This window comes from Rothia sp. (in: high G+C Gram-positive bacteria) (genome assembly GCF_030540545.1).
Classification (GTDB): domain Bacteria; phylum Actinomycetota; class Actinomycetes; order Actinomycetales; family Micrococcaceae; genus Rothia.
On record NZ_JAUNVZ010000007.1, the window covers coordinates 89,345 to 108,865 of the forward strand.

The 19,521-nt window shown below is 56.1% G+C and carries 17 protein-coding genes and 1 tRNA gene; 8 read left to right on the plus strand and 10 right to left on the minus strand.

Features of this window, described 5'->3' with window-relative positions; translation table 11 throughout:
* Positions 1-440: 440 nt before the first annotated feature.
* The 5 genes from Q4P78_RS07145 to murA form a co-directional block, all read right to left on the minus strand.
* Positions 441-2,183, minus strand: a complete 1,743-nt coding sequence (locus tag Q4P78_RS07145; protein ID WP_303339674.1) for a serine protease — start codon at positions 2,181-2,183, stop codon at positions 441-443.
* Between the two features lie 386 nt (positions 2,184-2,569).
* Positions 2,570-3,688, minus strand: coding sequence for a D-alanine--D-alanine ligase family protein (locus Q4P78_RS07150; protein ID WP_303339675.1), 1,119 nt, complete (start codon positions 3,686-3,688; stop codon positions 2,570-2,572).
* A 171-nt stretch (positions 3,689-3,859) separates the two neighbouring features.
* Entirely contained in the window at positions 3,860-4,954 is a 1,095-nt protein-coding gene (locus Q4P78_RS07155; RefSeq protein WP_303339676.1) for an NAD(P)H-dependent glycerol-3-phosphate dehydrogenase, read from the minus strand.
* Between the two features lie 3 nt (positions 4,955-4,957).
* On the minus strand, positions 4,958-5,797 hold the full coding sequence (locus Q4P78_RS07160) for a 1-acyl-sn-glycerol-3-phosphate acyltransferase (RefSeq protein ID WP_303339677.1): 840 nt from the start codon (positions 5,795-5,797) through the stop codon (positions 4,958-4,960).
* On the minus strand, positions 5,797-7,233 hold the full coding sequence (murA, locus tag Q4P78_RS07165) for a UDP-N-acetylglucosamine 1-carboxyvinyltransferase (protein WP_303339679.1): 1,437 nt from the start codon (positions 7,231-7,233) through the stop codon (positions 5,797-5,799). Before murA ends, Q4P78_RS07160 begins: the two co-directional genes overlap by 1 nt.
* Positions 7,234-7,588: 355 nt before the next feature.
* On the opposite strand from murA, the gene Q4P78_RS07170 reads away from it, so the two are divergent.
* The 6 genes from Q4P78_RS07170 to Q4P78_RS07195 all read left to right on the plus strand — a co-directional run bounded on the left by Q4P78_RS07170 (position 7,589) and on the right by Q4P78_RS07195 (position 13,594).
* Positions 7,589-8,455, plus strand: a complete 867-nt coding sequence (locus Q4P78_RS07170; protein ID WP_303339680.1) for an IclR family transcriptional regulator — start codon at positions 7,589-7,591, stop codon at positions 8,453-8,455.
* A gap of 224 nt (positions 8,456-8,679) precedes the next feature.
* Positions 8,680-9,501 (plus strand): DUF6318 family protein, encoded by an 822-nt coding sequence (locus Q4P78_RS07175; RefSeq protein WP_303339682.1) that lies wholly within the window; start codon positions 8,680-8,682, stop codon positions 9,499-9,501.
* 183 nt (positions 9,502-9,684) lie between these two features.
* On the plus strand, positions 9,685-10,380 hold the full coding sequence (locus Q4P78_RS07180; protein ID WP_303339683.1) for a DUF6318 family protein: 696 nt from the start codon (positions 9,685-9,687) through the stop codon (positions 10,378-10,380).
* Positions 10,381-11,004: 624 nt separating this feature from the next.
* Positions 11,005-11,778: a DUF6318 family protein gene (locus Q4P78_RS07185; protein WP_303339684.1), complete on the plus strand. Its 774-nt coding sequence runs from the start codon at positions 11,005-11,007 to the stop codon at positions 11,776-11,778.
* A gap of 70 nt (positions 11,779-11,848) precedes the next feature.
* Positions 11,849-12,688, plus strand: a complete 840-nt coding sequence (locus Q4P78_RS07190; protein WP_303339685.1) for a DUF6318 family protein — start codon at positions 11,849-11,851, stop codon at positions 12,686-12,688.
* 147 nt (positions 12,689-12,835) lie between these two features.
* Entirely contained in the window at positions 12,836-13,594 is a 759-nt protein-coding gene (locus Q4P78_RS07195) for a DUF6318 family protein (RefSeq protein WP_303339686.1), read from the plus strand.
* Between the two features lie 126 nt (positions 13,595-13,720).
* On the opposite strand, the gene Q4P78_RS07200 is transcribed toward Q4P78_RS07195, so the two are convergent.
* The 3 genes from Q4P78_RS07200 to Q4P78_RS07210 form a co-directional block, all read right to left on the minus strand.
* On the minus strand, positions 13,721-14,695 hold the full coding sequence (locus Q4P78_RS07200) for a hypothetical protein (protein ID WP_303339687.1): 975 nt from the start codon (positions 14,693-14,695) through the stop codon (positions 13,721-13,723).
* Positions 14,670-14,975 carry a hypothetical protein gene (locus Q4P78_RS07205; RefSeq protein WP_303339688.1) on the minus strand — a complete coding sequence of 102 codons (306 nt, stop codon included), beginning with the start codon at positions 14,973-14,975 and terminating at the stop codon, positions 14,670-14,672. Before Q4P78_RS07205 ends, Q4P78_RS07200 begins: the two co-directional genes overlap by 26 nt.
* A 189-nt stretch (positions 14,976-15,164) precedes the next feature.
* Entirely contained in the window at positions 15,165-15,557 is a 393-nt protein-coding gene (locus tag Q4P78_RS07210; RefSeq protein WP_303339689.1) for a hypothetical protein, read from the minus strand.
* A gap of 385 nt (positions 15,558-15,942) precedes the next feature.
* On the opposite strand from Q4P78_RS07210, the gene cysK reads away from it, so the two are divergent.
* Together cysK and epsC are read left to right on the plus strand one after the other, a co-directional pair.
* A complete protein-coding gene (cysK, locus tag Q4P78_RS07215) occupies positions 15,943-16,875 on the plus strand; it encodes a cysteine synthase A (protein ID WP_303339690.1) in 933 nt (310 codons plus the stop codon).
* A gap of 224 nt (positions 16,876-17,099) precedes the next feature.
* Entirely contained in the window at positions 17,100-17,681 is a 582-nt protein-coding gene (gene epsC, locus Q4P78_RS07220; RefSeq protein ID WP_303339691.1) for a serine O-acetyltransferase EpsC, read from the plus strand.
* 68 nt (positions 17,682-17,749) lie between these two features.
* Here the strand turns inward: epsC and gndA are convergent, their stop codons facing one another.
* Together gndA and Q4P78_RS07230 are read right to left on the minus strand one after the other, a co-directional pair.
* Positions 17,750-19,222 carry an NADP-dependent phosphogluconate dehydrogenase gene (gene gndA, locus Q4P78_RS07225; protein WP_303339692.1) on the minus strand — a complete coding sequence of 491 codons (1,473 nt, stop codon included), beginning with the start codon at positions 19,220-19,222 and terminating at the stop codon, positions 17,750-17,752.
* A 173-nt stretch (positions 19,223-19,395) separates the two neighbouring features.
* Positions 19,396-19,471: transfer RNA gene (locus tag Q4P78_RS07230), tRNA-Val, on the minus strand.
* Between the last annotated feature and the right edge of the window lie 50 nt (positions 19,472-19,521).

Below are 19,521 nucleotides of genomic sequence, written 5' to 3' on the forward strand. Positions count from 1 at the left end.
TATTCCTACTTTATCGGGAGAGTGTTTCATGGTTGAGTTGTGCACCCTTGGGCACACATAGCTATCCTCTATCATAGCGAATCTATAGCCCCGTATATACCACCCTATGGCGACAGAGCAGAACGCAGAGCCTCTTTTATCTTCACCCCGTGCTTGAAGGTGAAAGATTGCGCCATCTAAATTGAAGTTCAACCTTCAAGCACTCTATGAAACTTATTTCAAGTACGCACAGGGATTTCTGCATATTATCTCAATAAACATGCATTGGTCGTACCAATATTTGGGGGATTTTAAGCTCAAAACACCACCAAATACCCTATATCAACCTCTAGAGAGTGATAGAAAGATTCGGGGCGAGTCTCACCTTTTCAGGTATTCAAGACTCCACCCCGAATCCCTCAAATGTGTTGAAAACAACACGTCATATAATGGCGATAGGCCTAGAGCTTACGGCGACGAACCACCAAAATGATACCCACCGCCAGGCTCAGTGCCGCAACACCCAGACCAATCACAATGCCATTGGCACCGGTCTTTGCCAGGGACTTGGACTCCTTCTGAGCTTCGCTCTTGGTCTCTTCCTTAGCATCGGTCTTAGACTCAGCCTTGGAATCTTCCTTTGCCTTATCGGGGCTCTGGTTAGCTTCGGGCTTATCAACCTTGGCGTCATCTGCCGTCTTGGTGGGAGTAGCGGTCACCGTGGGAGTAGCCGAGGCACTGGGGGCGGGGCTCTGCGTAGGATCGGGGCTCTGAGTCGGCGCGGGAGTACGCAGCGCCTCGGAGGTATCCACCTTCACGCCCTGCGGCAGCTGAGTCTTATTACTCAGGGTCGGGGTCACCTCGGTGACCTCGCAACTGCCGGCAGTCTCGGTCGCCTGGGCGTGAATCTCCACAATACCGCCGGAGTTGAACGGCACCTGGGCACCATTCTCGCCCTTGGGTTCACCGGTAGCAGCCGGCAGGTACTCACCCGTTGCCGGGTCAATGGTTGCGTAGCTAACGGTGTTCTGGGCGGTCACATCGCGCACGGTGGCAAAGACACCGCGGTCGGTGTAGATCAGATCGTTTACGCCGCTCTGACCCGCCTTGACAACCTTGACCACGCGGTTGAAACGGGTATCAATCACGCGAATCGTACCGTCGGCAAAGTCACCGGCGTAGAGCAGGTAACCATTTTCATCCAATGCCAGGGGCAGGGTCTGAGGACCAGCGCTGAGAGTCTCCTGGTATTCCATGCTCTTCAGATCGTAGACCAGCACGCCGGAGTTACCCTTGCTAACACCGGTTGCGCGGTCCATCTCGCCCTGGGCGGAGATGAAAATCTTGGAGGTATTGTGGTCCACCACCACATCGGAGGGGCGCAGCTGGGCGCCTTCGACCTGCTTGGGCAGCTTGAGGGTCTGCACAACTTCCAAGCTCTTGGTATCAATGACCTTGACCTCGCCCGAGTAGAGCAGGGGCACGTAGAGCTTGGAGTCCATGGAGTCCACGAACATATTCATTGCCGGATCGGGCTTGCCCTCGTAGGTGAACTCGAAGGCCTTCATAAAGCTGAAGGTGCCCGAGTCCAGCACGGTCACACCACCCAGGTGGGAGACGAAGGCGTGACCGCCCTTGCCGTCCAGGCGCACCTCACGCGGGTGGCTAATGGAGATGCCGCCGTCCATCTTGGGGAAGACCTGCTTGGGAGTGGTCCCGCTAATATCCAGCACGGTCAGCGAGTTCTGCATGGTATTGGTTACCCACAGCTTGCCGGCAAAATCGGAGGCAATGCCGTAGGGCGCCATAATCTGCTTGCCCTGCACGGTATCGGAGCCGCGCGGCATATAATCAGTCACGGGCATCAAAATGGTGGACTGGAACGCCTGAGCCGCGCCGGTGTGCGTATTCTGAGCGGCACCAGGACCGGGCTGGTATACACCAATACCGGCGGTCAGCACGGGCTGGCGACCGTTAGCAAAGGTGGTGTAAATATTCTGACCGTCGTAGGCGAGCTGGTATTCACCGGGGAAGCCGGTGAACTTTTGTGCCTGCACATCTACGATAGTGCAGCCGCTTGCCTGCGGGCTCAGGTGAGTGGGAGTATCGGGGGCTGCAAAGGTTGCGGGAACCGGAGCCAGTGCGCCAGCGATCAGGGTTGCACCGGCAAGTACAGCGCCGGCGCGAGTGCGGATTTTCGACATGGAAATAACCTCACCTTCATGGTAGCGATACGGCGGCTACACCGGGTGGGCTTCTCCGCCGCAACCTTGGACGGTACGTCCATTTGAGTTTGTCTACCCCGCCGACATCAAGGGAAAGGAAACTTTAAACTCAAACTTTAGGCTTTTGCTTACAGCCTAGCACTTTCCACAGCCTTTGTGCAGAGTTTGCGCAGGAAAACCCCAAATATGACGGTCAAAACGCCGAATGTGACGGTGGGCTGATAGTTCGCTGATAGTTGCCTGACAGGCAGCTGAATACTTTTCCCCTATCACTATCTTCTGAGCACACCCCAGCTACCGCAGCAGGGCATAGTCAAAGCCCCGCACGACTATCCGCACGGGGCTTTAGACCACACACCAATAATTTAGCGCAGACCCAGGGGGCGCTCCACAGCCAAGCTAATCAGCTCATCAATCAGCTCGCTATAGCTCAACCCGCCGTACTCCCACAGAGTCTTGTACATGGAAATCGGGGTGAAACCGGGCATCGTATTCACCTCGTTGATCAGCACACGCCCATCAGAAGTGTAGAAGAAATCGGCACGGCTCAAACCCTCACCATCCAGGGCAAGGAAAGCACGAACCGCCTGCTCACGCAGCTCATCCTGAACCTGCTGCGGCAAATCAGCCGGGCAGCGGGTTACGGCGTCGGTCTTCGAAACGTACTTGGCTTCAAAATCGTAGAATGCCTGCTCGCTCTGCTGAACCACTTCAATCTCGCCCGGGTACGATACGCGCGGCATCTGACCGTGGTGGCCATCCAGCACAGAGAGCTCAATCTCACGGCCGTCAATACCCTGTTCAATAATCACCTTCGGGTCAAAGGTGCGAGCCTCTTCAATCGCCGCCTGCAGCTGGGAGGGCTCATCCACCTTGGTAATACCGAAGGAGGAGCCGGCACGGGTGGGCTTAACAAACACCGGGTACTGCAAACGGTTCACGCGTTCCAGGGCTTCTTCACGATTGTGGCGCCACTGACGGTCGGTCACTACCTCGTAGGGGCCCACCTCCAGGCCGGCTGCTTCAAAAGCAAGCTTCATAAAGTGCTTATCCATGCCAATAGCCGAGGCAGTCACACCGCAACCCACATACTTCAAATCAGCCATTTCGAGCAGACCCTGCAGGGTGCCGTCTTCACCGAAGGGGCCGTGCAGCAGCGGGAACACCACGTCAATGGCAGAGCCCAGGCTCAGCTGCTGGTTCTCATCCACCAGACGCAAACGAGAATCCTGCGCACCCAGGGGCAGGAACACCTGCTGTCCCCCACCTTCAAAGGTGGCGTAGGCCTGATCGGCGTCCACCAGTTCGCGCAGCTGCTCTTCCGATGCCAGGTACCAGCGGCCGTCACGGGTGATGCCGATGATCACCACATCGTATTTGCTGCGGTCCAGGGCGCCGAGCACACCCACAGCGGTAATCAGCGAAATGGAATGTTCGGAGGATCGGCCGCCGGTCAGCAGCGCAATGGTGAGCTTGTCAGTCATAATGTCCTTGTGCAGATGGGCGCGCAATACAATGTGCTATTGATGCGTACGCTGTGAATGGTCTTGTGTTTCTAGATGTACAAGTATAAAGGCTCAAGAGCCCAGATACCTAGCGTGTAGTGAACACCGGGTATCCGGGCAGGTCAGCCGAGATTACTTCTCAGCGTGGGCTTAGTGACCTTCGCGTTTGAGGCTACGTCCCAGCAGCAGCGGAGCCAGCTGCTCCACGCTAATACGCTCGGTCAGCACGGCAACCACAGCCTCTACAATGGGCATTTCAATGCCGTGGCGGCGCGCCAGCTGAGCCAGTACGGGAGCGGATTTAATCGCCTCGGCAGTCTGAGACATATGCTCATGCAGCTGAGAGGGGCTAATACCGCTTGCCAGCAGACGACCGGCAGTATGGTTACGAGACAGGGGCGAGGAGCAGGTTGCAATCAGATCACCCATGCCCGCCAGACCGCTCAGGGTTGAGGGGATACCGCCCAGAGCCAGCGCCAGGCGGGTAGTTTCTGCAAGCCCGCGGGTCATCACCGATGCCTTGGAATTATCGCCGTAGTTCATACCCTCGCACATACCAACACACAGGGCAATCACGTTTTTGACCAGGCCGCCAATTTCTACACCGGTCACATCGGTACTGGTGTAGGGGCGGAAATAGCTGGCGGCGCAGTGAGCAGCCACCATCTCAGCCACAGGCAGGGTGCGAGCAGCCACCACGGAGGCGGTGGGCTCTTCACCCATAATTTCGGTGGCGAGGTTCGGACCGGAGAGCACGGTTACGCGGTGCGGAATATGACCAATACGGCGAATATCAGCACCGGCAAGGGCCATCGATTCTTCCATGGCCTCGGTAATTACCTGGGACATGCGCAGACCGGTACCCACTTCCAGGCCCTTCGCCAGGGAGACCAGAATAGCGTCCTGGGAGATAAAGCGGCCGTAGGTCAGCAGCTGTTCGCGCAGTACCTGGGAGGGCAGCGCCAGCACCACAATCTGAGCATCACGCAGACCCACGGGGGCGTCGGCAGTGAACTCAACATTGGCAGGCAGTGCAATACCCGGGAAATAGCGGTCATTGGTGCGGGTCTGCTCCGCCTGAGCCATAGCCTGGGCATCGCGACCAACCAGCACCACGCTGGTGTCACGATTGGCTTCGAGTGCAGCATCGGCAGCAATTTTGGCGAAAGCGGTACCCCAGCTACCGGCGCCGAGTACAGCGATCTTGTCAATGCGCTCGGGTAGGGTGTATTCAATAGCAGCCATAGACTACTCCCCTGCCTTGGGCTGAGCGGTATCACTCTCAGCTGCGGGCTCATAGCGGCGGGCGGAGGCATTCCACACACCCTGCGGCGCCTTTTCGCCGCGCAGCTCCTCCAGCAGGCGGGTCACCTCAGCCATCATGCTTTCGGTGACATCGCGCAGCTCGGCGCGAGTGTGCTTAGCCTCGGGGCGAGGGTCGGCAACCAGAGTACGAACATCCATAGGCTTACCGATCTTCACACGCACGGTCTTGCGCGGGAAGAGAGAGACCTTGCGGCGGTACTTCTGCTTGCCGTTCTCATCGTTGTAATACTCGTATCCCAGAATCTCCTGGTCACCCCAGTGAGCCATAGGAATTACGGGCACGCCGGTGCTCAGCGCCAGGCGAGCAGCACCGGTACGCGCCGGCATAGGCCAGTTACTTTCTTCGGTGGTGGTGGTGCCTTCGGGGAAGATCACCACGGCACCGCCGGCTGCCAGCACACCGCGGGCGGTATCCAGGGACTTACGGGCGTCCGCGGAGCCGCGCACCACGGGAATATGCGCCAGCTTGCGCATAATATAGCCCAGTACGGGCGCGTGGAAGAGAGAATCCTTCGCCAGGAATCGAGGCAGCGCACCCTTGATAAAGGGCGCGTAGCCAATGGTCACGGGGTCCAGCTCCGTGGTGTGGTTTGCCACCACAATATAGCTACCATTGGTGGGCAGATTTTCAATGCCCTCAAAGCGAACCTTACCAATGGTTGCGTACACCGGGCGCATCAGAGTGCCCAGCACCTTATAGAGGCGGTCACCGCCGGGGGTGGGGTGCAATTCGGGCAACTCTGGACGCTTAGCGGTGCTCATTAGGACTCCTGAACCTCGATTTCGATGGGCTTTTCTTCCTCAATCTTAGCGTTAGGTTCGGGTTTCTTGGATTCCTTACGCTCCAAAACCTCAAACTTTGCACCCAAATCCTGCAGCTTCTGCTCGAAAAGCTCGTAGCCGCGGGCAATCATCTCGGCACCGGAAACGGTGGAGGTACCCTGTGCAGCAAGAGCAGCAATAATATGCGAGAAGCCGCCGCGCAGATCGGGAACCTCAATATCATCGCCGTGCAGCTGGGTGGGGCCGTTGACCAGTGCGGAGTGAGCGTAGCCCTTGCCCTGGAAACGGCATGGTACGGTACCCATGCACTCGCGCAGCACCACAATATCGGCGCCCATCTGGCGGGTTGCTTCGGTGAAGGTGAAGCGATCCTCGTACACGGTCTCGTGCACAATGGAGGTGCCCTTTGCCTGGGTGAGTGCGATCAGCAGGGGCTGCTGCCAGTCGGTCATAAAGCCGGGGTGAACGTTGGTCTCGAAGACAACGGGCTTGAGCTCAGCCTCGGGATTTTCTACGGCCGGGTGTGCGAAACGGATACCGTTCTCGCGCACCTCGTAGATACCGCCGGCCTTGCGGAAAATATTCAGGTATTCGCGCAGGATGCTCTGGTCGGCGCCGCGCACGAAAATATCGCCGCGGGTTGCCAGGGCAGCCGAGGCCCAGGATGCAGATTCATTGCGGTCGGAGATAGCGAAGTGGTCGTAGCCCTTGAGCTCTTCCACGCCCTCAATCACAATGGTGCGGTTATCCTTGACGCTAATAATTGCACCCATCTTCTGCAGCACGTTAATCAGATCGAGGATTTCGGGCTCGATAGCTGCATTCTTCAGGGTGGTCTTGCCGGCTGCGCGCACAGCTACCAGCAGCACCTGCTCGGTGGCACCCACGGAGGGGTACTTCAGCTCAATTTCGGTGCCCTGCAGGCCGCCTTCGGGCACGCGCAGAGTGGTGCCGGTTTCGTCGTCCTTGGTGACTTCTGCGCCGAAAGAGCGCAGTGCATCCATATGGTAGTCAATGGGGCGGGAACCGATCTTGCAACCGCCCAGGTTGGGGATGCGTGCGGTGCCCAGGGTGTGCAGCAGCGGGCCGACCATCAGAATGGGAATACGGGAGTTGCCGCCGAAGAGCTGAATATCTTCCGCGTTCTTGTTTGCGGTTTCGATATTGTGGTTCGGGTAAAGGGTCAGCTCGCCGGCTTCCTTGTTGTATTCCACGCGCGCGCCGTGCAGCTCTGCCAGGGTGGTAATGATTTCCACGTCGCTAATATCGGGGACATTGCGCAGGATGGAGGGAGTGGTTCCGTGGAAGGCCGCGACCATTGCCTTGGGTACGAGGTTCTTAGCGCCTCGCACATGTACTTCACCAGTGAGCGGCACGCCGCCTTCGATGCGAAGCTTGCTGATATTTAGGGTCACGACTGACTCTCCTTGGACAAATCTTTGGTGGTAGTGCGCTCGGTAGGAACACAGACGGGCTTAACTATAGTTCTTTAAGCTGTGTCCATGCTGTGTGTTGTTTAAAGCGTGAAGTAGCGCATTTCTTATCTGCTCTTTATTTTACGGCGCAATTTACCCTATTCCAAACGCCCAAATGGCGCCCTGAGACCCGAAATTCTGGGGGTTACACCCGTGTACACCACTCAAATTTTTGAGAATTTATTCCAAATGTTTTGATGGGTGTATCACTTTTGAATGGTGTAAATGCGGTTTTTTCGCGTGATTTTCCGCGAAATGAGTCCACTATATGAGATGTTCGGTATATGATTAGCTTATGATTTCGCAGAACCCGCTTCACCCTCAGCGTACCGGCAAACAGCCGGACCCGACCACCGCACAACCCCCGGTAGCGCCCATTCCGCACCTGGCACCCGATCAGCAGGTGCTTGAAATTGAACCGCCCGTATCCTCCGGCGTGGGCGTACTGGATAAAGCGGTCGCTATTTTGGACGCTCTCGAAGCGGGTCCCATGAACCTCGCGCGCCTGGTGCGCACCACCGGTCTGGCGCGCCCGACCGTACACCGCCTGGCCGCCGCACTGGCGCACCACCGCCTGATTTCCCGCGATATGGAGGGAAATTTCGTCCTCGGCCCGCGCCTGGGTGAACTCTCCCTGGCAGCCGGTGAAGATGAACTGCTGGCAGCCAGTATTCCCGTGCTGGATTGGTTGCGTCTGCGCACCGGCGAATCCTCCCAGGTCTACCGCCGCCAGGGCGATTGGCGCGTATGCGTTGCCTCCGCCGAGCGTCCCGTGGGTCTGCGCGATACCATTCCGGTGGGTACCCAGATGTCCATGAAGGCAGGTAGCGCCGCACAGGTACTGCTGGCATGGGAAGACCAGGCGAAGTTGGTCGAGGGTCTAAATAACGCTTACTTTAGCGCTGCACAGCTGGCTATGGTTCGTCGCCTGGGTTGGGCTCAGTCGGTGGGCGAGCGCGAGCGTGGCACCGCCTCCGTCTCGGCTCCGGTGCGTAATACCTCGGGCAAGGTCATTGCCGCTATTTCTATTTCCGGTCCCATTGAGCGTATGACTCGCCAGCCCGGTCGCCTCTATTCCGAGGCTGTTCTGGAGGCTAGCCGCCGCCTGACTCTTATGCTGGCTCACGGTGTGGGTCGTAAAGACGCAGACAGCGCCTCCTAAGGCTGTTTTCTCCCCTTCTTAAGATAAAATGAGAGGATATCTCAGATCATGGTGGGATTTCACCGAGTCCCGCCGGCTGCAGTTTCTCTATTCTAGGGCATATCCGCAATAGCGTGTCTGTTTCCGAGCCATTATCTGAAGTCTCTGTACTCCCCGCCCCACACCGGGGGCATATGCGGATTTTTGTGCAGAGCGCCCCTGTCCCCTCTCTAAGGAGCCACCCGATGAGTTTATCCCGCCGAGCCTTATTTACCGGTACAGCCGGTGTGTGCGGTTCTGCTCTACTTGCTGCGTGTTCTTCCTCGCAGCCTACCCAGGTGCAGACGAGCATCACACCGAGCGTGAGCGTATCCTACGCTCCGGCGGAGAATCTCAAAGGCGATTTGATCTGGCATCAATTTGCCGCTGCGGGTGAAGAGAAGTGGGTGGAGGGACCCCAGGAGAATAGCTCGGCTCAGGCTGTTCCGGAGGGTCAGAATGCGAATCTGACCAAGAAGGCGACAAACACCCCCATTCCGGTTCCCCTGGAAACCATGTTTGTTCCGACCCCTCAGGCGTTGCGTCTATCCCTGGCGTACTACGCGGCGTGTATTAATTACGCGCGCATGACCGGCAATACTCAGCCTGCGGAGCAGATTCTTGCTGCCAATAATGATTATGGCTGGGAGCAGTTGCGCTCCTACGAAAAGATCTATAAGGACGGTCATTGGATTGTGGACGGTCAGTGGACCATTACCCTGACCGAGACCTCCCCGGTAAAGAATGAGAAGGGTCTTTTCGCCTGGGATTGCACGGTCAAGCAGGCTCAGGGCACTCTGGTGGATCCCAAGAGTAATACTCTGAAGCAAATGACTGACTTTGAGGCTAAGCAGTGGAAGAAGATCTACGCCCGTTGGGATGAGGATCAGAGCCGCTGGTGGGTGATTAGCCCCAAGGACTATGCTGAGGGGGAGCCCGTTCCTAAGCGTGAGGAAGAGCGAACCCAAAAACCGGCAAAACCGAATCCTTCGAGCACATTTACACCAAAAGTGACGGTTGTTCGCTAATCTTATAGAGGGTCTTCTCGCGTATACGCGTTAGAGCACATGGCGCGGCGAATATGACCCATCCGATAGATAGGGTCGAGGTACCTGACTTCCACCACCGTTTGCCCTCACTCTGCGCGACATTAAAAGTCGGCTGAGTATGAAGGCACGGTGCAGGGTGTCTCAGCACAGAAAGTTGTAGATATGGGTGATATTTTCTATCAGCCCGGCACGGGCGCTTCGAAACATAAACAGGTTTCGCGTCGCGCTCTGCTGGGTGGATCCCTCGGTGTAGCTGCCGCCTCTTTGTTGAGCGCCTGCGCACCGGGAGGCACTGCATCCCCCGCACCGGCGACCAGCGAGGCCGGTGTACAGAATTTCTATATCCCCGGCACTGAAGAGGGACCGGCAAAGAACGTCCCTCAGCCCATGATGCAGCCCAATGCGCAGTCCAAGTCTCTGCAGGGTGCGCGCGCCTTTTTGGAGTTTTGGATGAGCGCACAGAACTATCTGCTGCTCACCGGTGATTCCGCACCCTTTATTCAGGCAAACGCTGCACGCGAGGAGACCAAACGTTTTGCGGACGGTCTGAGCCGCATGTACCAGACCGGTAATATTTGGCTGATTTCTGAGAGCTCCGCTCCTCTAGACCTTTCTCTGGAGAAGACCGCCCCCTATGAGGGCCCGGAACCCAATTCTTATATTTGGCCCGCGCGCGTGACCATCAACCAGCAGGCCTATCTTTTCAATCGGGAGCACCCGGATAAGCCGGCGAAGCTCAGCTCCGTGGTGGCGAAGAATGTCAGCTATGTGTATCTGACCTATGTACAGAACCGCTGGATGGTTGAGACCACCGAGCTGCCCTCCGATTGGAAGCCCTCGAAGGTGGCTTCTTTCTAGATCTGCTGCCCCTATCGGCCGCTACCCTATATATCGATACATTAGCCCGGATAGACCCGCGTACCCGCTCTGAAGATATACTCTACGAGCCGGCGTGCGGAAGCTATCCGGGCTGAGGTATATCCGGCTACCTCTCGTCGGCTCTTCGGTTCGGCGGATCTGTGATTCTGCGATTCTGTGGCACCCTCACCCGGAATTGCCCCGAGTTATCCTGTGCCACTGTGGATCCCGATCAGGGGCATACAGAGCCGCAATATTGTAGGTCGATTCACTTTTTCCCCTGCACACAGCACCCAGTGTATTGTTACTCGCCTCACTATGTAGGTGTAATCGCCTCTTGTAACAATCTGACTTATTCGGCCTTTTCGCCCGAAAATCACCTCACGGCATGACCGTAGAAAAATTTCGCGGTACATTCGAAATAAGCCCGGGGTATCAGGTCATATTAACTACATGGCCCTCTTCTTACACGGTACCCCGGGTGTTCCCCACATCATTACTCAATGGAGAGTCTGATGTGGGCTACAATATCCTTCAGGGGGCACTCTCCCCGGCTCTTTCCGCTTGATATCAGGACTGCCCAACCCATTGAGCATCAGCTCTCGTACCAAGGATCGCCACTTTATGAATGCGCAGACAGCATCCACCCGCACCCGTTACACCCGTCGCACCGTACTCTATGCCGGAGGCAGCGCAGCCCTGGGTGCTCTTTTAGCTGCCTGCGCCCCCTCCGCGCCCTCTCCCGAACCTAGCCCCACCGCACCGGCTTCCCTGGGCGGCATGGTGACCCCTACCGGTTTTGCTACACCCTCCCCCGGCGCAGTCTACACCCCGGCAAATATTAACCACCCCGCCATTAATGTGCCTGTACCCAAGCTGGCAGCCAATGCCTCCGAGCAGAGCGCCGAGGGCTTCAAAGCAAACATTGAATACTTTGCGGCATCCCTGAACTACCTGCTCATTACCGGCTCCCTGAACTATGTGGCGGAGCTGAATCTGGGTGCCGACTATATGAATACCCTGACTCGCTTTGATGATGAGAGCGGATTCGCCGTGCAGCTGCAGGAGTGGTACGTATCCCCCAGCGCCACCATTACCCTCAATGGCGAGCGCCCCACGGTGCACAGCGAAACCTCCTATTCCTGGGATGCTCTGCAGCATGTGGATAAGGGCCCGCAGCTGGTGGGCGATAATGCGGTGATTGATATTCCCGAATCTGAGCGTCATCTGGAACAGAAGCTGCGTATTGAGGGTACCTATAAGGATAAGAAATGGTCCCTGCATGTGACTCCCCTGGAGGCTCCGGTCTCTTCTGCAGCCACCGCGAAGGCAACCGCCTCGGCGAGCGCATCCGCTAGTTCCTCTGCTAGTGCGCTTTCCTCTGCCAGCGCTTCTTAAGAGTCCATAGAGCCTGTCATAGCTGCGCGCGGAGCATGATTTTTAGCCTCGTGCCCGGTAGGATAGAACTATGTCTTTCTCCGACTCTTTATCGAAGACTTCCCCCACGCGCCGTGCGGCTCTGGTTGGCGCCTCTGCCTTGGGTTTGAGCGCTCTGCTGGCTGCCTGTGGTTCCTCTTCCCCCGCTCCGGGTCCTTCCGGCGGTGCTCTCTCGGGCTCCGGCGGCAATGCAAAGAACCCGAATAACTATAGTGATGACGGTCAGAATCACTCGGGTGAGACGCGATACACCCGATTTGATGATTCTGCGGGTATTTTTGAGCCCGGTACCCTGGAGCACCCGCCGCGCAATGCGCCCAAGCCGGTGACCAGCGATGCTATGGCTGAGAATAGCGTGAGTGGTTTCTACACCACCATCGCCTATTTTGCGGCGTCTATGGATTATCTGTTGAAAATGGCGGATACCGCACCCGTTTCTCAGGTGTCCCTGGCGGCCGGTGATGGCAATGCCAATACTGAGCTTGCCGAGGTGATTAAGCGCGATATTAGCGCCGGTAAGTGGTATATCTCCCCCAGTATGGTCTTTGATCTGAGCACCAGCCAGCCCTCAATCATGGCTGATGGTAATCTGCTCTGGCGCTCCACGGTGACTATTTCCTATGGTGAGAAGTCCGTGGTGGAGGGGGCTTTCCAGGAGGTTGCCGCCGAGCAGCGCGTGCTGACTCAGGGCTGCGAGTTCCGCGGCAAGTACTTGAAGGATGACAAGAAGTGGGAGCTGAATCTTGCCTATACTCAGGCGAGTGCCGGTGCGTCTGCTTCTGCCGCTCCGAGCTCTTCTGCTGAGTCTTCTGCGGGTGCTGGAGGCGCTACGGTTGATCCTCAGGCCTCCTATAGTGCCACTGCTTCCTAGTGAATTAAGAGGCTGGAAAGTGCTCTTTGAATAAGGTATGTGACGGGTTCGTATCGACCTGAGCGTATTTTCCTGCTACACTTGAAAACTTTACACCGAAAATTTTTCGTGCACACTATCCCAACCACAGGATTGAAAGGTTTCTACATGACTGCATATAATCGTCGCGCTGCACTGAGCGTGCTGGGCCTGGGTTCCCTGGGTCTGTTGGCTGCCTGCGGCTCCTCTAACTCCGAGTCCACCGCAGCCGCTTCCTCCGAAGCAAGCACCTCTGCAGCAAGCTCCAACAGCGCTAGCGCATCGGCAAGCACCAGCGCTTCTGCCTCGGCAAGCGCGAGTGCATCGGCGAGTGCAAACCAGTCCCCGCTGCCTAATGACGATAAGAACTACTCGGGTGTAGCTAAGCTGGAGAAGTTCGATAACCACGGCGAATACCAGGCTGCAAACGCTGAGCACCCGGCACAGAATGTTCCCACCCCGGTTCTGCCCGATTCCATGCACCAGAATAGCGTGGCTGGCTTCGCTTCCGCTCTAGCGTACTTTAGCGCGGCGGTGGATTACCTGCTCAAGACCGGTGATATGGAGTACCTGCGCAAGGTCAGCACCAATACCGAGACCCTGAACGCTCTGCAGAAGTACGCGGATCGCACCAAGGAAGGTATTGACCAGAAGAAGACCTGGTACGCCAACCCCACCGCTACCCTCACCATTAAGTCCGCTCAGCCGGTGCTGGCATCCGGTGCGTACAACTGGAGCGTTGACTTTGTGATTGATTTGGGTGAGAAGCTCTTTGCTAACGGTAAGGAACAGGAGACTCCCAAGGATAAGCGCTATGTGAATATGACCGGCGAGGCTGTTGGTCGCTATGTGAACAATATTTGGGATCTTCAGATGGACGTGAACTAGTCCCCTATAGCTTGATATAGATAGAGAGTGAAGGCGGTGCCCGGGAATCCGAGTGCCGCCTTCACTCTCTTGCTATACCCGCTTTCAGCTCCCTTGTATCGCAATGCCCATAGCACCCCAGGAGCTTTACATCCAGCGGTAATCCGCTAGCTGTGCTTTACGTTCTTCATAATGCTCCAGAGCGTACTCGTGAGCTTTTTTATAGGCTTCTCGTTCCCGTTCATATTTTGGGTTCTCCAAGAATGCTGTGATGTATGCATCGAGCAGGGAGGATATCTTCTGTTCCCAGTTGAGTTCCTGCCGGCAGTCCAACTCAACCCGAGCTATTGAAGGATCCGGCACTTCCTGAGCTCCCGGGTAGACATAGGCATACCCTTCGAGAATATCTCGTTTAAAGCTGATTCCAGCCCGATTATCTACACATGCCATGAGTTCTCGATCCAAGGCCTTAAAGTCTTTATCGGATCGTACTGAGCTTATATAACTTGTTCCCGCATATCCGGTACCGAGGGCATAGTAAAAGAGAGTTGAGGGATCACCAAAGATATACCTGGATACCTGTACCATGCAGCTAGATTCGGTACCAAGAGACTGACCGGTACTTCCAATAACTGGATGATCCATATCCCCATAGAGTGCCCAGTGATAGGCACTTGCTTGCTCTTGGGTATACCCATAAGCATAAAGCTCAGAGAAGTGTAATCCATAGCGCTGCAGGTAGCCCACTTGAAATCGCGTATCCTGAGAATAATCGGGGGTGCGCATCTCGGGCACATCCAGAAGAGTGTAATGACTCCGTACGGGTAGATGCACAGGCGTTTTGCTCACATAGTCTGCTCCTGAGGATTTCATACACAGTGTGAGGGCTTGCTGGATTAGATCCGTCATTTCTTCTGGATATTGCATCATAGAATTCATAATCTGCTGAGCCTGCGGGTTAGGGTGGGCTGCCGGCTGAATATCTATTTCCGGGGTGTATGAACTGGGAGATTCTGAGGGAATGCTTTTCCCAGATTTTGAACATCCCGTCAGAGAGACACAGAGAAGAAGAGCGCAAACTATAGAAAGAGCATATTTAATCTTTAAGAATTTTCTGTGCATTATTTTCACCCACAGATTTCAGCTCAGTAATTTTAGCAATCATGGATTGATTTTCTTCCAAAAACTTCGTGAGATAGGGAGCGCTTTCCTTGAGGATATACCCTTCATAATCTACTCGTTCACGACATTGAGCATCTGCAAGGGCAATACTATGATCACTAAAGTATTCACGCCGCGCCTTTTCAGGATAATCAATCTCCTTATCCGTCATCTCTTTCATACACACACTCCGCTGCTTGAGCATGCTATAAAATCCTGAGGACAGAGCAAAAGAGTTCATATAGGCGGTCGTTGCCCTCAGGGGGATGGTCTCCATAAAGACAGCGTCAATCTCAGAACCGTAGATTTTGGTGAGCCCCTGAACTATACACCCATCGCTATTATGGGTAGGTCCATTGGGATACCCGGCAATTCTAGTCCCAGATTCCCTACTATATAGAGCTTCGTGCTCTTCTGAGGTGAGATTCCCCTAACTCTCAGCCATACGCCGATAGTTTTCGCCAACGGGAAGATCATAGCCGTGAAGCCGAGCCTGCTCGACACTCAGCGGAGCCACAAGAATTTCAGAACGTATAGAGTAGAGGTTTTCTTGAACTGATTTATATCCAGGAAAACCTTTAGACGCCATACAATCTTGAATTGCCTTTTCTTTTGCCCTCAACACTGAGGAAGAAGAGGTGAAGAGCTCCGTTATTTTCTGATAGGCCTGAGGATCGGGATGATCACTCGGCTCTATAGAGTCAAAGGGCTCATGAATAATGAAAGAACCAGAGGAGTCCTTAGACCCATCCGGAACAGAGCAAGCTGCCAGCCCGCAACTCAGAGCGAGCATGAACGCACACAGGCAACGAGGATACTTCATCGTGTGTCTCCTTCCCCCAGGGATTCAAGTGATTAACGTTTCCACGTTTAGATCCACTCTACTCTTTCTGGCTAGAAATTTCAGGAAAATCATGTATTTAAGTGAAAATTTTTGAAGTACTTTACCGCAATAGGATAAATTTTTAGAGCTTTAGTGAATTTTCATGCATAGCCTTTATGGTTTTTGATACCATATAGATACAAGCGTGCCTACATCAGCCGTCCCTCGGACCACCTCCCAAGAGCATCAACGCTCCGCCCTTCAAAACGTCATATATTACCCGTATTACGAAATATGACGCTGGACTTTGAGAGCGTGCCGCAGCGGAGTACAGTGTCAAGAGTACTAACCCACTAATACTTCACAACTGCTAAGGATAACCACCATGGCAATCTACAACGACATTATTGAAACCATCGGTAACACTCCGATCGTTCGCCTCAACCGCCTGAGCAAGGACCTGCCCGGCACCGTCGCCCTCAAGCTCGAGTTCTACAACCCCGCAGGCAGCGTGAAGGATCGCATCGGCGCAGCAATTATCGACGCCGCAGAAAAGGCAGGCGCACTCAAGCCCGGCGGCACCATCGTTGAAGGAACCAGTGGCAACACCGGTATCGCCCTGGCACTGGTTGGCGCAGCACGCGGCTACCGCGTAATCCTGACCATGCCCGAGACCATGTCCGCAGAGCGTCGCGTGCTGCTGCGCGCCTACGGTGCAGAAATCGTACTGACCCCCGGCACCGACGGCATGAGCGGCGCCGTTGCCAAGGCAGAAGAAATCGTTGCAGAAACCCCCGGTGCAATCCTCGCATCCCAGTTCACCAACGAAGCAAACCCCCGCAAGCACTACGAGACCACCGGTCGCGAAATCTGGGAAGACACCGAAGGTAAGGTAGATATCTTCGTGGCAGGTATCGGCACCGGCGGTACCATCTCCGGCTCCGGCAAGTACCTGAAGGAACAGAACCCCAACATTAAGGTTGTTGCTGTAGAACCCAAGGAATCCCCGCTGCTCTCCGAGGGTCGCGTTGGTCCCCACAAGATCCAGGGTCTGGGCGCAAACTTCGTACCCGAAACCCTCGACCGCGGCATCTATGACGCCATCTCCCCCGTTGCCGGTGAGGACGCAATCCGCACCGCACGCGCACTGGCTGTAGAAGAAGGTATCCTCTCGGGTATCTCCGGCGGCGCAGCAACCTTTGCAGCTCTGGAAGAAGCAAAGAAGAGCGAGAACAAGGATAAGCTGATCGTTGCTATCGTTCCCGACTTCGGCGAGCGCTACGTCTCTACCGTTCTCTACGAAGATATCCGCGGCTAAGGCGTAACCGGATCATAGCATTACGCCCCGCGTTGTCCCCGCGCACTGCCCACCTTCCTCAGGAGGCAGCGCGCGAAGACAGCGGGGCGTTTGCTACGCCATACATCTAGGTATCCGGGCGCATACGCCGGCAGCATAGGCGCTAACCGAGCCAAGGCTGCACGCACCACGCCGTGCTACGATAATCGCCAAGCCCACAAAATACACTGAACCGAAAGAAGACCATGGGATTTTTCTCGACCCTGCGCGAAGACCTCAAAACGGTCCGCACCCACGACCCCGCAGCGCGAGGCACCGCCGAGATTATGATCAACTACTCCGGCATGCACGCCATCTGGTCCCATCGTCTCGCCCATAAGCTCTGGCAAAAAGACGAAACCAAGTCCCTGGCGCGCACCCTCTCCCAATTCACCCGCTTTTTGACCGGCGTGGAGATTCACCCCGGCGCAACCATTGGCCGCCGCTTCTTCATTGACCACGGCATGGGTATTGTAATTGGTGAAACCGCCGAAATCGGTGACGATGTGATGCTCTACCACGGCGTGACCCTGGGCGGTCGCTCCCTGGAGAAGGTCAAGCGCCACCCCACCATTGAAGATGGCGTGACCATTGGTGCCGGCGCCAAGGTGCTCGGCCCGGTAGTTATCGGTAAGGATAGCGCCATTGGTGCCAATGCCGTGGTGGTTCATGACCACCCGGAGGACTCCATTATTACCGGTATTCCCGCCAAGGCGCGCCCCCGCACCCCCGATAAGCACAAGCCTCTGGTGGATGCGGTGGAATATCTGATTGAATACTCCATCTAAAATATTTTTAGACACGCTAAAGCCCCGATAGCAAGCTATCGGGGCTTTATCCTATCTACCGTTCAGCCTTAGTGAACGTGAATATCGGCTGCGTTAACCTCAGAAAGATCGCCGCTCCACATGGTGTGGAATGCGCCCTCGGCGTCAATACGACCGTAGGTGTGAGCACCGAAGTAGTCACGCTGACCCTGAATCAGGGCAGCGGGCAGGCGGTCACGGCGCAGACCGTCGTAGTAAGACAGAGCCGATGCGAAGACCGGAACCGGAACACCCTCAGCGGTAGCCTTCGCCACCACGCGGCGCCAGGAGGGAACCAGCTCTTCCATCAGGGAGGTGAACTGCGGAGCCAGCAGCATATTCACCGGGCTCTGGTCCTTGTACGCTGCCATAATGTCATCCAGCAGCTCGGCGCGGATAATGCAGCCCGCACGCCACAGGGAGGCAATGGTATCCAGCTTCAGATCCCAACCATACTCCTCGCCACCGCGAGCAATCAGGTCCAGACCCTGAGCATAAGCAACCAGCTTGGAGGCAAAGAGCGCACGGCGCACATCCTCAACGAACTCCGGGTCGCCAGCAGCAATACCGGTGGTTGCAATCAGACCTGCGGGCAGCTGCTCCTGAGCCTGCTGACGAGCAGCCGGGTTAGAGGAAGACAGAGCGCGAGCGAATACGGACTCAGCAATAGCGGTCACGGGCGAGCCCAGAGCCAGACCAGCCTGAGCGGTCCACAGGCCGGTACCCTTCTGACCAGCCTGGTCCAGAATTACGTCCACCAGGGGCTTGCCGGTCTTAGCGTCCACCTGAGCCAGCACCTTGGAGGTGATTTCAATCAGGTAAGAATCCAGCTCGGTTTCATTCCACTGAGCGAAAATCTGAGCCTGATCGGCCGGCTCAATACCTGCGATGGAGCGCAGAATATCGTAGGCTTCGCCAATAACCTGCATATCGGCGTACTCAATGCCGTTGTGGACCATCTTCACGAAGTGACCCGCACCGTCGGTGGAGATCCATGCGCAGCAGGGAGCACCATCCTGAGGAGCCTTTGCGGAGATCTTCTCCAGCAGCGGGCCAACGTGCTGATAGGATTCAGCGGAACCGCCGGGCATAATGGAGGGGCCCCACAGAGCGCCCTCTTCACCGCCGGAAACGCCCACGCCCACAAAGTGCAGGCCCTTTTCAGCCAGGGCGCGCTCGCGGCGAATGGTGTCGGGGAAGTGCGAATTACCGCCGTCAATAATAATGTCGCCCTCATCCAGCAGGGGTTCGAGCTGCTCGATCACGGCGTCAACGGGAGCACCCGCCTTGACCATGACCAGGATGCGGCGGGGGCTCTCCAGGGAGTCCACGAGCTCCTGCAGGCTCTCGGTGCGGATGAAGTCACCCTCGGAGCCGTGCTCTGCCAGCAGAGCGTCAGTCTTTTCTACAGAACGGTTGTGCAATGCAACGGTGTAGCCATTACGTGCCAGGTTGCGGGCGAGGTTTGCGCCCATCACGGCAAGGCCGGTTACACCAATCTGTGCCTTCTTAGTTTCAGTCATATATATAGGGTACGCTTTTCTACCCGCCAGCGTGGAATTTTGTGGTCGATGTATCGTCTGGCGAAAGGCACTCCCCCGCTCCGAGCGCAGATTGTGCAGGTTATGCGGATTCTTGCAGGAGAAGCACCGGAGCACAACAAAAAAACCCGCTAGGTGAAAACCTAGCGGGTTAGTGGTGGGTCCTACCGGGATCGAACCGATGACATCCACGGTGTAAACGTGGCGCTCTACCAGCTGAGCTAAAGACCCATTTCGTTTTCTCCTTGACCGGAGCAACAAGTAATACTATACGGCAGTTC